This is a genomic window from Caulobacter segnis ATCC 21756, assembly GCF_000092285.1.
GTDB lineage: Bacteria > Pseudomonadota > Alphaproteobacteria > Caulobacterales > Caulobacteraceae > Caulobacter > Caulobacter segnis.
The window spans coordinates 2,123,405-2,136,669 of the sequence record NC_014100.1 but is presented as its reverse complement, the minus strand read 5'-3'; the positions used below and the strand labels follow the sequence as shown (position 1 = coordinate 2,136,669).

Annotated in this window: 11 protein-coding genes and 1 pseudogene; 7 read left to right on the top strand and 5 right to left on the bottom strand. The window is 67.9% G+C overall.

Annotated features, from left to right (window positions below; translation table 11 throughout):
• Nucleotides 1–91 precede the first annotated feature (91 nt).
• The 3 genes from rpmF to secG form a co-directional block, all read right to left on the bottom strand.
• Nucleotides 92–274 carry a 50S ribosomal protein L32 gene (rpmF, locus tag CSEG_RS09865; protein WP_010919589.1) on the bottom strand — a complete coding sequence of 61 codons (183 nt, stop codon included), beginning with the start codon at nt 272–274 and terminating at the stop codon, nt 92–94.
• A gap of 115 nt (nt 275–389) precedes the next feature.
• Nucleotides 390–2,042 carry a CTP synthase gene (locus tag CSEG_RS09860; protein WP_013079090.1) on the bottom strand — a complete coding sequence of 551 codons (1,653 nt, stop codon included), beginning with the start codon at nt 2,040–2,042 and terminating at the stop codon, nt 390–392.
• 116 nt (nt 2,043–2,158) lie between these two features.
• Nucleotides 2,159–2,674, bottom strand: a complete 516-nt coding sequence (secG, locus tag CSEG_RS09855; RefSeq protein ID WP_013079089.1) for a preprotein translocase subunit SecG — start codon at nt 2,672–2,674, stop codon at nt 2,159–2,161.
• A gap of 165 nt (nt 2,675–2,839) precedes the next feature.
• Between secG and CSEG_RS09850 the strand changes: the two genes are divergently transcribed.
• From CSEG_RS09850 to CSEG_RS09840, 4 genes and pseudogenes are all read left to right on the top strand, one after another.
• Nucleotides 2,840–3,352: a GNAT family N-acetyltransferase gene (locus CSEG_RS09850; RefSeq protein WP_013079088.1), complete on the top strand. Its 513-nt coding sequence runs from the start codon at nt 2,840–2,842 to the stop codon at nt 3,350–3,352.
• 15 nt (nt 3,353–3,367) lie between these two features.
• Nucleotides 3,368–3,491 (top strand): annotated as a pseudogene (locus CSEG_RS23285) (hypothetical protein); the annotation flags it as partial.
• 620 nt (nt 3,492–4,111) lie between these two features.
• Nucleotides 4,112–4,546, top strand: a complete 435-nt coding sequence (locus CSEG_RS09845; RefSeq protein ID WP_013079087.1) for a hypothetical protein — start codon at nt 4,112–4,114, stop codon at nt 4,544–4,546.
• 226 nt (nt 4,547–4,772) lie between these two features.
• Nucleotides 4,773–6,971: a DEAD/DEAH box helicase gene (locus CSEG_RS09840; RefSeq protein WP_013079086.1), complete on the top strand. Its 2,199-nt coding sequence runs from the start codon at nt 4,773–4,775 to the stop codon at nt 6,969–6,971.
• A gap of 132 nt (nt 6,972–7,103) precedes the next feature.
• Here the strand turns inward: CSEG_RS09840 and CSEG_RS09835 are convergent, their stop codons facing one another.
• On the bottom strand, nt 7,104–8,285 hold the full coding sequence (locus CSEG_RS09835; RefSeq protein WP_013079085.1) for a BaiN/RdsA family NAD(P)/FAD-dependent oxidoreductase: 1,182 nt from the start codon (nt 8,283–8,285) through the stop codon (nt 7,104–7,106).
• 128 nt (nt 8,286–8,413) lie between these two features.
• Here CSEG_RS09835 and CSEG_RS09830 point away from each other — a divergent pair, with 128 nt between their 5' ends.
• Together CSEG_RS09830 and CSEG_RS09825 are read left to right on the top strand one after the other, a co-directional pair.
• The gene (locus CSEG_RS09830) at nt 8,414–9,718 is read left to right on the top strand and encodes an Hsp70 family protein (RefSeq protein ID WP_013079084.1); all 1,305 of its coding nucleotides are present in this window, start codon (nt 8,414–8,416) and stop codon (nt 9,716–9,718) included.
• Nucleotides 9,719–9,893: 175 nt separating this feature from the next.
• Nucleotides 9,894–11,489 (top strand): hypothetical protein, encoded by a 1,596-nt coding sequence (locus tag CSEG_RS09825; protein WP_013079083.1) that lies wholly within the window; start codon nt 9,894–9,896, stop codon nt 11,487–11,489.
• An 8-nt stretch (nt 11,490–11,497) separates the two neighbouring features.
• Here the strand turns inward: CSEG_RS09825 and CSEG_RS09820 are convergent, their stop codons facing one another.
• On the bottom strand, nt 11,498–12,400 hold the full coding sequence (locus CSEG_RS09820) for a LysR family transcriptional regulator (protein ID WP_013079082.1): 903 nt from the start codon (nt 12,398–12,400) through the stop codon (nt 11,498–11,500).
• A 127-nt stretch (nt 12,401–12,527) separates the two neighbouring features.
• On the opposite strand from CSEG_RS09820, the gene CSEG_RS09815 reads away from it, so the two are divergent.
• The gene (locus tag CSEG_RS09815; protein ID WP_013079081.1) at nt 12,528–13,232 is read left to right on the top strand and encodes a pirin family protein; all 705 of its coding nucleotides are present in this window, start codon (nt 12,528–12,530) and stop codon (nt 13,230–13,232) included.
• The last annotated feature ends 33 nt before the right edge of the window (nt 13,233–13,265 follow it).

Genomic DNA, 13,265 nt, shown 5'->3' with positions numbered 1-13,265 from the left:
GATTTGCCAACGCATGACGGAAATACGACGAAAAACGCCGCCCAGCTGAGCCGGGCGGCGCTTTCAAGCCGTCGGAGACGGAAGAAAGACCTTAGTCTTCCTTCGGCGTCAGGATCTGCTTGCCGTTGTACATGCCGGTCTTCAGATCGACATGGTGCGGACGACGCAGTTCGCCGGTGTCCTTGTCCTCGATGAACGAGTTAGCGCCCAGGGCGTGGTGCGACCGGCGCATGTTCCGGCGAGAAGGCGAAGTTTTTCTTTTGGGAACGGCCATCGAAGTGACTCTGCTCGCTGAGCGTGAAAATCGAGAGCGGCGACTCGGGCAATGCCCAGGTCGCCGCGTGAGGGCGCGCTTATGCCCGAATCTGTTGGAGGATGCAACCTCGTGATCAGACGAGGCGTCCGTGCTCCTTCGCGGCGGCGATGAAGCTGGCGAAAAGCGGGTGCGGGGCGAACGGGCGGCTCTTCAGTTCGGGGTGATATTGGACCCCGATGAACCAAGGATGGTCGTCCCGTTCGACGATCTCGGGCAGCACGCCGTTGGGCGAACGGCCGGTCAGTTTCAGGCCGGCGTCCTCCATCAGGTGGACGTAGCCGATATTGACCTCGTAGCGGTGGCGGTGACGCTCGCTGATCTCGGTCGCGCCGTAGATGTCGGCGACCTTCGAGCCGGGCGTCAGGACGGCGTCGTAAGCCCCCAGGCGCATGGTCCCGCCCAGATCGTCATTGGCGCGACGCTGGACGGTCTCGTTGCCCTTGATCCACTCGGTCATGATGCCGACCACCGGACGCGCGGTCGGGCCGAACTCGCTGGAACTGGCGTCCTTGACGCCGGCGACGTTCCGGAGAGTCTCGATGACGGCCATCTGCATGCCGAAGCAGATGCCGAAGTACGGCACCTTCCGTTCGCGAGCGAACTGGGCCGCGCGGATCTTGCCTTCCGCGCCCCGCTCGCCGAAGCCGCCGGGCACCATGATGGCGTGGGCGTTCTCGAGACGGGCCGCGGCCGCGCCTTCGTCGCCCTCGAAGGTCTCGCTCTCGACCCAGTCGAGGTTGACCTTGACCTTGTTGGCGAGCCCCCCGTGATGCAGGGCCTCGATCAGCGACTTGTAGGCGTCTTTCAGCACCGTGTACTTGCCGACCACGGCGATGGTGACCTCGCCGTCGGGGTGCTGGACGGTGTCGTCGATCGCCTTCCAGCGCGACAGGTTCGGGGCCGGGGCGTCGTGGATGCCGAAGACGTCCAGGACTTCCGCGTCCAGGCCCTGCTCGTGGTAGTCAATCGGCACGGCGTAGATGGACGAGGAGTCCATCGCCTGGATGACCGCGCTGGGCCGCACGTTGCAGAACTGGGCGATCTTGCGCTTTTCCTCGGGCGGGATCTCCTGCTCGCAGCGGCACAGCAGGATGTCCGGCTGGATGCCGATCGAGCGCAGCTCCTTGACCGAGTGCTGGGTCGGCTTGGTCTTCATCTCGCCGGCCGTCTTGATGAACGGCAGCAGCGTCAGGTGCACGTAGCAGCTCTGGCCGCGCGGCAGGTCCTGGCGCAGCTGGCGGATGGCCTCGAAGAACGGCAGACCCTCGATGTCGCCCACCGTGCCGCCGATCTCGACCAGCACGAAGTCGACCGCCTTCTGGCCGCTCTCGTCCATGGCGGGCGACAGGACGAAGTCCTTGATCTCGTTGGTCACGTGCGGAATGACCTGGACGGTCGCGCCCAGATAGTCGCCGCGGCGCTCCTTCTCGATGATCGTCTTGTAGATCTGGCCGGTCGTGATGTTGTCGGCCTTGTTGGCCGACACGCCGGTGAAGCGCTCGTAGTGGCCCAGATCAAGGTCGGTCTCGGCCCCGTCGTCGGTCACGAAGACCTCGCCGTGCTGATACGGGCTCATCGTGCCCGGATCGACGTTCAGATAGGGGTCGAGCTTCCGAAGACGGACCGTGTAGCCGCGCGCTTGCAGCAGCGCGCCAAGCGCCGCCGAGGCCAAACCTTTGCCAAGCGAGGAAACCACGCCGCCGGTGATGAAGATGTACCGCGTCATGGGCGATCAGATTACTCGTGATTCGACGACGCCGGTGAAAAGACCTGCGTTCATCAACAAGTTTCGACCCCCGGGTTGCCCTCGGGGGTCGGACGAAAGCTTCCGAGGGGAAGCGGTTAGGGCTTGGGCTGCTCGGCCGGGGGCGCGGCGACCGTGGGCGTCGGGGCCTCGGCCGGCTTGTTGGCCGTGGGGGCCGCCGGCTTCTTGGCCGGCTGCTGGGCCTGAGGCGCCGGGGCCAGTAGCGAGGGCTGCGGCGCGGTCGGCGCCGGCGTGTTCAGTTGCGGCGCCGGAGCCTGGATCGGCCCAGGGGCGGCGTCAGCGGGAGCCGGAGCGGCCGGCGCGGCGTTGAGAGCCTTGGAATCGAGGTTCTGAATGTCCAGGCGATCCACCACCGAACCGCCGCTGTTCAGGCGGCCCGTCAGGATGGTCAGCGTCAGGCTGATCAGCAGGAAGATCGAAAACAGGATCCAGGTGATGCGGGTCAGCAGGTCGCCGGCGCCGCGAGCGGTCATGAAGCTGGACGAACCGCCGCCCATGCCCAGCGCGCCGCCCTCGGAGCGTTGCAGCAGGACCACCCCGATCAGGCCGAGGCAGACGACGATGTTGATGGCCAGCAGGACGCCGATGAGCATGACGAATGTGTTCTCAAGCCGGGCGCGGTCAAAAGGTCGCGCGAAAAACGAAGCGGCCCCTCTACCACTAGAGACGCCTCCGCGCCATAGCTGGGAAGCGCGCGCCGCGACGCAAGTCCCAAAGTCCCGTTTCCATAAGCCTTCCAGCCCCAGATATTGGACCGCATGATTCTCGAGACAACCCGCCTGACCCTCGCCCCCTTGACGGTCGATGACGCCCCGCGGGTCTATCCGTTCCTGAGCGACGCCGAGGTGATGTCCAATCTCGACCAGGAACCCATCGAGGATCCTGACGAGGTCGCCCGACGCGTGGCCTACCAGGTCGAGCAGATGGCCGCCGGCGAGGCGGCCTACTGGTCGATCCGCCATACCCATAGCGGCCTGTTCCTCGGCTATTGCGAGTTCATAGACTTGGACCGCCGCCACGGCCGCGCCGAAATCCGCTTCGTGATCGCCCGCGACAACTGGGGCCGCGGCTTCGGCTACGAGGCCGTCACGGCCCTGCTCGCCCACGCCGCCAGCGACGGCCTGAAGAGCCTGGTGGCCAGCGCTCACATCGGCGATCACGCCGAGCGGCTGCTGGAGAAGCTGGGCTTCAAGCCCGAAGGCTATCTGAAGGGCTCGGTGCATCGGGACGGCGAACGCCGCGATCGTCGGCTGTATGGGCTGATGCTCTAGACGCACGACTTCGACGCTTCACGCGGCTTGCCGCTGAAGGGATGGAAAGGGACGCGGAGCGCCGGACATCCGTCCGGAGGTTTGAAGTGTGTGTACCGTTTCGACGAAGCCAGACGCTCCGCGTGGCCGTTATCCGGTGAGCCCTCGACTCGCGGGGTTTTAACCCGCCTCCGAAAGAGGCCCCCGACGGGCGGGCCGGGGCGACGACCCCGGTCCCGGAACGCCCGGGCGATTTCAGCCCGAACCTGCCGCGTCGCCGAAGTCTCCGCCGCCAGGGCTTCGTCCCGATATTTCAGGGAGCCTGCTCCTGGATCCGCCGCGAAGACGCCTTCCCGAAAGAAGACCGGCGAGCGCTTCCCGCTCGACCACCCCCGACAGCCGTCACGATCGCCGGCCGGACGTCCCTTCCAAGCCATCGGGTGAGATCAGTATGAGCGGGGTTTGAACGCGGATGATCCAGCGGCGTGGAAAAGTGAGAAGTGATTGAAATCGCTTGGTTCGATTTCGGATACGCGGATCATAGAGCGCCGCGAACGCTCGTACTTGCCCCCTCCGCGCCTACGGCGCTCCTCCCCCGGAGGGGGAAGAAAGGGCGCGCCTCTTCTGCCCCCTCCGGGGGCGGACGACCACGCGGAGCGTGGTCAGGTGGGGGCCACCGGCGTCGGCTAACTAGCCGCCGCAATCAGGATTGACATCGAAATTTACAAGCGTAACCCTCCCGGTGATTTTACAGTCGTAATCACCTGAAAGGAGATCGCCATGCGTCTGTCCCACGTCACCCTCGCCGCGCTCGGCGCGATATTCCTCGACACCCCCGCTCAGGCCGCGACCGAGAAGTCGCTGACGCTGGTCGCCATCTTCTCCAACGCCGCCGTCCCGGTGAAGCTGATCGCCATCATCCTGTTGGCCGGTCTCATCGCGGGCCCTGGCCTGGCCCTGGCCCGGCGCGACACGAAGTGGCTTCACGCCATCGCTCGCAGCGCCTTGCCCCTGGGCTTCGCGGCGGCGACCTACACCCTTCTGGCCGGCGCCGTCGGCGTGGCCAATCTGGGCGTCACGCCCAGCCTGCCGATCCTGGCGCCGGGCCTGGCCGAGGCGCTGATGATGGCGATGCTGGGCCTTCTGACCACCGGCGTCGCGCGCCTGTCGAGCGAGCTCGCCGAGCGTCGCGATCAGGGCGCCGGCCTGGCCTAGGCCGCCCCCTCTTCCCACCGCCCTTGCTTTTTGCGCCGCAACAAGCGCATAAGGCCGCTCATCGAGCCCCCTTCGTGTCGCTTCGGCGGCGGAAGGGGGCTATTTTTGTTGGAATTCGACCAAGAAGCGGTCCGAGGGAAGCGTTCAAGGCTTCAAAGGGGCCCGATTTGGTCATGGCGCGAGCCGCGCGTGTTTGTGTGCGGCCGCAGACGTGAATTGGACCCATATGCCCTTCCCCGCCTCCCACCCCGCTCTTGAGCGGGCTCTCGCCGCTCAGGGTTACGCCGAGCCCACCCCCGTCCAGGCCGCCGTGCTGGCCGCCGACGCCGCCGACCGCGACCTGCTGGTCAGCGCCCAGACCGGCTCGGGCAAGACCGTCGCCTTCGGCCTCGCGGCCGCCCCGACCCTGCTTGGCGAGGCCGAGACCTTCGGCCAGGCCGCCGAGCCGCTGGCCCTGGTGATCGCCCCGACCCGCGAGCTGGCCATGCAGGTCAACCGCGAGCTGACCTGGCTTTACGCCGAGGCCAAGGCCGTGGTCGTCAACTGCGTCGGCGGCATGGACGCCCGTCGCGAACAGCGCGCCCTGAACTACGGCGCCCATATCGTCGTCGGCACGCCCGGCCGTCTGCGCGACCACATCGAACGCGGCCACCTGGACCTGTCCAAGCTGCAAGTCGCCGTCCTCGACGAGGCCGACGAGATGCTGGACATGGGCTTCCGCGAGGACCTGGAGTTCATCCTCGACGCCGCGCCGCCCGAGCGCCGGACCCTGTTGTTCTCGGCCACCCTGGCCCGCGACATCGTCGAGCTGGCCAAGCGCTATCAGAACGACGCCGTCCGCATCGACACCATCGGCCGCAACGAGCCGCACCGCGACATCGAATATCGCGCCGTGCGCGTGGCCCCCAACGAGGTCGAGCACGCCGTCGTCAACCTGCTGCGCTTCTTCGAAGCCCCCGGCGCCCTGGTGTTCGCCAACACCCGTGAGAGCGTCCGCGGCCTGCACAACAAGCTGCGCGAGCGCGGCTTCGCGGTCGTCGGCCTGTCGGGCGAGCTGAGCCAGCGCGAGCGCGCCGACGCCCTGCAGGCCCTGCGCGACGGCCACGCCCGAGTCTGCGTCGCCACCGACGTCGCCGCGCGCGGTCTGGACCTGCCCGACCTGGGCCTGGTGATCCACGCCGAACTTCCGATCAACAAAGCCACGCTCTTGCACCGCTCGGGCCGCACGGGCCGCGCGGGCAAGAAGGGCGTCAGCGCCCTCGTCGTCCCCTACACCCGCCGTCGCAAGGCCGAGCAGCTGCTGTACGCGGCCGGCGTCGAGGCCGACTGGGGCGGCGCGCCCAGCGCCGACTCGATCCGCGAGAAGGACCAGGAGCGCCTGCTCGAGGATCCGATCTTCGCCGAGGCCGCGACCGAGGAAGACATCGCCCTGGCCGAGGCCATGCTTGCCAAGCGCACGCCGGTCGAGATCGCCGCGGCCCTGATCCGCACCCGCCGCGCCAAGCTGCCCTCGCCCGAGGACATCTATGACGACCCGCGCCACGGCGCCGATCCGGGTCCGCGCCTGCGCACCGGCGAGCCGGGCGAGCGTCCCGAGCGCGAGCCGCGCGTCAGCATGGAAGGCTCGGAGTGGTTCCGGATCAGCGTCGGCCGTCGCGGCAACGCCGATCCCAAGTGGCTGATCCCGATGATCTGCCGCCTGGGCCACGTCACCAAGAAGGACATCGGCGCGATCCGGATCTTCGACTACGACACCAAGTTCGAGATCTCGGCCGAGGCGGCGACCAAGTTCGGCGCGGCCGTGCAGTCGACGGTGCGCGAAGACGTCTCGATCACCCCGACCACGGCGCCCGCGCCGCGCGGCGAACGTCCGCCGCGCGATCCCGACGCGCCGCGTCGCGAGTTCAAACCGCGCGCGCCGCGCGAGGATGGCCCGCGCCCCTATACGCCGCGCGATCAGGACGATCGTCCGCGCTCGCCGCGCGCGCCCCGTCCCTACGGCGACGACGGCGTGAGCAACGCCAAGCCCTACGGCCGAGGCGAAGAGCCCAAGGGCGATTACAAGCCGCGTGACTTCAAGCCGCGCGCGCCGCGCGACAACGACGCGCCGCGTCCGTACTCGCCGCAGGACTCCGAAGGCGCTCCCAAGCGCGCCTTCAAGCCGCGTCACGACGCCGGCGCCGACGCTCCGGCCCGCGAGTTCAAGCCCCGCGCCCCGCGCGAGGACGGCGAGCGGCCGAAAAAGCCGTTCAAGAAGAGCTTCAGCGACAACGCGGCGGGTCCGAAGCCCTACGCCAAGCCGTACGCCGGCAAGCGCGACGACGGCCCGGCCAAGCCGTTCAAGGGCCCCAAGCCCTTCAAGGCCAAGAGCTTCGACGCTAAGCCCGGCGGCAAGCCGGCGGGTAAGCCGTTCAAGAAGAAGTAGTTAGAGAAAAGATGCTCCCCCGCGACGCGGGGGAGCTGTCGCGGAGCGACTGAGGGGGCGAGCTGGAGACTTTGCCGAACTAGCCCCCTCCGGCCCTTCGGGCCACCTCCCCCGCCCTGCGGTGGAGGAACTTCAAGCGACCTGCCCGGCGCTCCAGCCCGACGCCCAGGCCCACTGGAAGTTATAGCCGCCCAGCCAGCCGGTGACGTCCACCACCTCGCCGATGAAATAGAGTCCCCGCACGGCCTTGGCCTCCAGCGTGCGGGAATCCAGGTCGTCGGTGTCGACCCCGCCCAGCGTCACTTCCGCCGTGCGATAGCCTTCAGAGCCCACCGGCTTGAAGGTCCAGGCGTTGACCGCCGCGGCCAGCCGGCCCAGCACCTTGTCCGAGCAGTCGGCGATATTGCCCTTCCCGGCCGCCTCTTCCTCGGCGATCACCTGGGCGACGCGCTTGGGCAGCAGGGTCGACAGCACGGTCGCCACCGCCTGGCGCGGCGTGGCGGTGCGGGCCGCCTTCAGCGCGGCCAGGGCGTCGACGCCCGGCGCCATGTCGACCCGGATCTCGTCGCCCTCGCGCCAATAGGACGAGATCTGCAGGATCGAGGGGCCCGACAGGCCCCGGTGGGTGAACAGCATCCCCTCGCGGAACTTGGTCTTGCCGTGCGCGACCACGGCGTCCAGCGCCACGCCCGACAACGGCGTCAGCCGCGCCAGCATGCCGGGCTCGAAGGTCAGCGGCACCAGCGCCGGGCGGGTCTCGACGATCCCCAGCCCAAACTGTTTGGCGATGTCGTAGCCCAGGCCCGTCGCGCCCATCTTCGGGATCGACTTGCCGCCGCTGGCCACGACCAGCGACGCGCATCGCACCTCGCCCGACGACAGCGTCACCTTGAAGCCGTCATCGGCCTTGGTCACGCCCTGCACGGCGGTCTCGAGCCGCAGCGTCACGCCGGCGGCCCTCATCTCGGTCAGCAACATGTCGATGATCTGCTTGGCCGAGCCATCGCAGAATAGCTGGCCCAGGGTCTTCTCGTGATAGGCGACGCCGTACCGCTCGACGAGGGCGATGAAGTCCTTGGGGCGATAGCGACGCAGGGCCGACAGGGCGAACTTCGGGTTCGCCGACAGGAAATTATGGATCGACGCGCCGGTGTTGGTGAAGTTGCAGCGCCCGCCGCCGCTGATGCGGATCTTCTCGCCCGGGGCCTTGGCATGGTCGATCGCCAGCACCGAGCGCCCGCGCTTGCCCGCCTCGATGGCGCACATCATGCCGGCCGCGCCCGCGCCGATCACCAGGACGTCGAAATTTTCCAAGGTTCGCCCGCTGCTTGCTCGCGCCTCTTCGAGCCGACGCGGGGTCCGGTGTCAACCAGCCGGCCTTGACGGGGCCACGGAAGACGCTACGACGCTCGCCCCGCCCTCCCCAGGACCTCGAGCCTCCCATGACGGCCGCCCACGCGCCGACGATCGGCGTCGACTTCGGCACCACCAACACCGTCGTCTCGATGACGCACGGCGACGACCACGCGCGTCTCACGCGTTTCGTGATCGACAACCGCGAGCTCTTCGCCTTCCGCTCGGCGCTGAGCTTCCACAGCGTCCAGGGCGAACGGATCGTCGAAGCCGGCCCCTGGGCCATCGAGGCCTATCTGGAAGAGCCGCTGGAAACGCGCTTCATCCAGTCGTTCAAGACCTTCGCCGCCTCGGCCGCCTTCACCGAGACGCGCATCCTGGACAAGCGCTACCAGTTCGAGGACCTCCTGGCGGCGTTCCTGTTGCGCCTGCGCGAGCACGCCGGCGCCCAGATGGCCGACCTGCCGCCGCGCATCATCGTCGGACGCCCCGTGACCTTCGCCGGGAGCTCGCCGAACGAGGCCCTGGCGCTGACCCGCTACGAGGCCGCGTTCCAGCGCCTGGGCTTCACCGACATTCGCTACGCCTACGAGCCCGTCGGCGCGGCCTTCTTCTTCGCGCGACAGCTGAAGCAGGACGCCACGGTCCTGGTCGCCGACTTCGGCGGCGGCACCTCGGACTTCTCGCTGGTGCGTTTCCAGCGCGCGGCGGACGGAACCCTGCGCTCGACGCCGCTGTCGCGCTCGGGTGTCGGTCTGGCCGGCGACGCCTTCGACTATCGGATCATCGACCAGCTGGTCTCGCCCGAGCTGGGCAAGGGGTCGGAGTACCGTTCGTTCTCCAACAAGCTGCCGATCCCGCAGCGCTACTACGCCGCCTTCGCCCGCTGGGACCAGCTGGCCCTGCTGCGCGCCTCCAAGGACATGCGCGACATCCGCGCCCTTGAGCGCACCGCCGTCGAGCCCGACAAGATCGCGGCCCTTATCGAGGTGCTGGACGGCAATCACGGCTACGCCCTCTACCGCTCGGTCTCGGCCTTGAAGGAGGCGCTGTCCAGCCAGCACGAAGCGACGTTCCGGTTCGAGGCCGGATCGGTCCGGATCGAAAAGCAAGTCCAGCGGACCGACTTCGAAGGCTGGATCGCGCCGGAACTGGCCGCCATCGAGGGCGCCGTGGCCGAGGCGCTCGACCGCGCCGGGCTCTCGGAATGCGGCGTCGATCGCGTGTTCCTGACTGGCGGCAGCTCGTTCGTGCCGGCGGTGCGCGATATCTTCCTGCGTCGCTTCGGGGCCTCGAAGATCGAGAGCGGCGGCGAATTCGAGTCCATCGCCTCGGGCCTGGCGCTGATCGGTCGGGAGTCCGATCTCGACCTCTGGACCATGCGCGCCGGCTAAAAGGTAACCAGCGGATTCAACTAGATCCTTAGAAGAGTTTTATCCCGCCTCCACAACAATAGCGGTAGGCGGAGCGCATCGCGACCGCACCTCATGGTCGCATGGCTGAGTTGTGCGCCTTGGCCTAGACTTGGCGCGAACGATTCGCGCCAGCGTATTTTGGGGCAACGAGTCCATGCCGATTTCGTACCTCTCCGCCGCACAGATCTCCGCCCTGTCGGCGACGACCGTGCAGAGCTTGTCGACCACCAAGCTTGAGACGCTCACCACCACCCAGGTCGGCGCCCTGACCAACACGGCGCTGAGCGGTCTGACCGCCAGCCAGGTCTCGGCGCTGTCCAACACGGCGGTCAAGGGCCTGACCGCAACCCAGATTCCGGCTTTCGCCCAGAACCTGATCTTCGACGCCGAGCAGCTGGCGTCGTTCAGCGGGGCCCAGCTGAACGCCCTGACCTCGACCCAGCTGGCCAAGCTGGACACCAGCCGGCTGGACGTGCTCAGCGCCACGCAGATTGGCGGGCTCAACGCCACGCAGTTCACCGCCCTGGACGCCACGCAGATCGGCTCGCTCGAAACGACCCAGCTGAAGCTGCTGACCGCCTCCCAGATCGGCGCGATGAGCGTCACGGACGTGGCGGAAATTTCGGCCACTCAGTTGCAGGTGCTGTCGGCCGCGCAGATCGCGGCCCTGTCGTCGACCGCGATCTCGGCTCTGGACACCACCCAGTTCGACGCGCTGAGCGTCACGCAACTCAAGGGGCTGACGGCGACCCAGGTCGGCGGCCTGAGCGCGCCCCAGATCGCCGATCTCGACACCGACATCACGCTGTTTTCGGCGACGCAGCTTCGCGGGCTTTCCAGCACCCAGACCGCCGGGCTCTCCGACACTCAGGTCGCAGCCTTCAGCGCCACCCAGCTGGCCGGGCTGAGCGCGGACGCCTTTGGCGGCCTCACGGCGACCCAGGTGGCCGGCCTGAGCGCCACCTATGTGGCGTCGCTTACGACCACGCAGCTCAGCGCCTTGAGCACCACGGACTTCGCCGAGCTGACCCCGACCCAGGTCGCGGGCTTCACCGCCACCCAGATGGGCGCGCTGTCGGCGAGCAACATCAGCGCCCTGACCTCGAGCCAGGTCGCCGCCTTGACCTCCACTCAGCTGGCGGGGCTTACCTCCACCCAGATCCGCGGCTTGACCGCGACGGACTTCGCGGAGCTGTCCAGCACCCAGGTCAGAAGCTTCTCGACGACCCAGATCGGCGGGCTGTCGGCCACGAATGTGAGCGGCCTGGACGCGACGATGCTCCAGAGCCTGTCGACGACCCAGGTCACGGGATTGACCGCCACCCAGTTCGCCGGTCTCGACACGACCGATATCGGCGAGTTCGCCACCAGCCAGATCGCCGCGTTCTCGGCGACCCAGGTGTCCGCGTTGTCGGTGACGAACCTGGCGGCGTTGTCGCAAACCCAGATCACATCCCTCGGCACGACGGCGCTGAAGGGCCTCTCGGCCTACCAGATGCGCAGCCTGTCCTCGACGGCCTTCGCCCAGTTGACGGGGACCCAGGTCCAGGGGCTGACAGCCACACAGATCGGCTCGCTGTCCACCTCCGTGATCTCCGGCCTCTCGACGACCCAGATCGGCTATCTGCTGCCGTCGCAGATCCCGGGCCTGACCATCAATCAACTGGATTGGCTGTCGGCCACAAACCTGGCGGCCATGACGCCGATGCAGGTCGCCGCCTTCACGCCGGCGCAGGTCGAGAGCCTCTAGCCCGCCCCTTATCGCGACGAGCCACCCAGCGTCTTGGCGATGTAGGCCGCCAGCGCCTCGACCCGCGCGGGCCGAGGGCCGCCGGGCGGCATGACCAGGTGAAGCGCGATCGGCGCGCGCTGCCAGTCGGTCAGCACTTCCTCCAACAGCCCGTCCGCCACCGCGGGGCCGACGATGAAGTCCGGCAGCATCGCCACGCCCGACCCGGCCAGCAGCGCCGGCAGCAGGACGTCGCCGTTATTGGCCCGGATCACCGACCGTGGCCGCACGGCGGCCTCCTCGCTTCCCTTTTGGAAGCGCCACGTCTCCGGCGCCGACTGGTGGCCATAGGTCAGGCCGCGATGCTGGGCCAGATCGGCGGGATGGTGGGGCCGCCCATGCCGGTCCCAGTAGGCCGGTGACGCCACGAGGTGACGCTTGACCGGCCGCAGCCTTCGCGCCACCAGCGAGCTGTCCGGCAAGTCGGCCACGCGCAAGGCCAGATCGAAACCCATGCCCACGAGATCGATGGTCGCGTCCGACAGATTCAGGTCGATCGAGACCTCGGGATAGGCTTCCAGGAAGGCCGGTAGAACGGGGCCAAGCGTCGTGATCCCCAAGGACATCGGCACGGCCATCCGCACCAGGCCGCGCGGCGCCGAGGACTGGCTGGACGCCTCCTCCTCCGCCGCCTGCGCCTCGGCCAGGACGCGCGTCGCGCGCTCGACCAGGGACTGGCCGGCGTCGGTGAGGGCCAGGCGGCGCGAGGTGCGGTTGAACAGCCGCGCGCCCAGACGCGTTTCAAGCCGGGTCACGGCCTTGGAGACAGTCGCCTTGGACATCGCCAATTCATCGGCGGCGGCGGCGAACGAACGCAGCTCCACCACCTTGGCGAACACGGCGAGACCTTCGAGATCGGGAAGCTTGGACATGCCAGTAGCTTAGTTTTGGAAACCATGTGTTTCAACAGTTTCCATTTCGGATCCAGCCAGGTCCCCTATCTTCTCCTCAACACGACGCGCCGGACCGGCGCTTCAGAGGGACAGAAAGGTTAGAGCCATGATCGACCGCAGACCGTTCGACAAGCTTGGCGGCGCCGACCACGGTTGGCTTAAGGCCAAGCATCACTTCTCGTTCGCCAGCTACTACGATCCCCGTAACATGAACTGGGGCGCGTTGCGGGTCTGGAACGACGACGAGATCGCCCCCAACACCGGCTTCCCGCCGCATCCGCACAGCGACATGGAGATCATCACCTATGTCCGCGACGGCGCGATCACCCACCAGGACAGCCTGGGCAACAAGGGCCGCACCGTGGCCGGCGACGTCCAGGTGATGAGCGCGGGCACGGGCATCCGCCACTCGGAGTACAACCTCGAGCCGGAAACGACCCGGATCTTCCAGATCTGGATCGAGCCCAAGAACTTCGGCGCCGCGCCGTCGTGGGGCGCCAAGCCGTTCCCCAAGGGCGACCGCTCGGGCAAGTTCGTCACCCTGGCCTCGGGCTTCGCCGATGACGCCGACGCCCTGCCGATCCGCACCGACGCCCGCGTTCTGGGCGCGACGCTGAAGGCGGGCGAGAGCACCACCTACGCCCTAGGCAAGGACCGCAGCGGCTACCTAGTTCCGGCCGTGGGTACCGTCGAGGTCAACGGCGTCAAGCTGAACGCCCGCGACGGCGCGGCCATCAAGGACGAGGACGTGGTGACCATCACCGCCCTCGAAGACGCCGAGTTGGTGCTCGTCGACGCCGCCCAAGACTAGACGTTCCATTCAAGAACTGGGCGCGAGGAAACC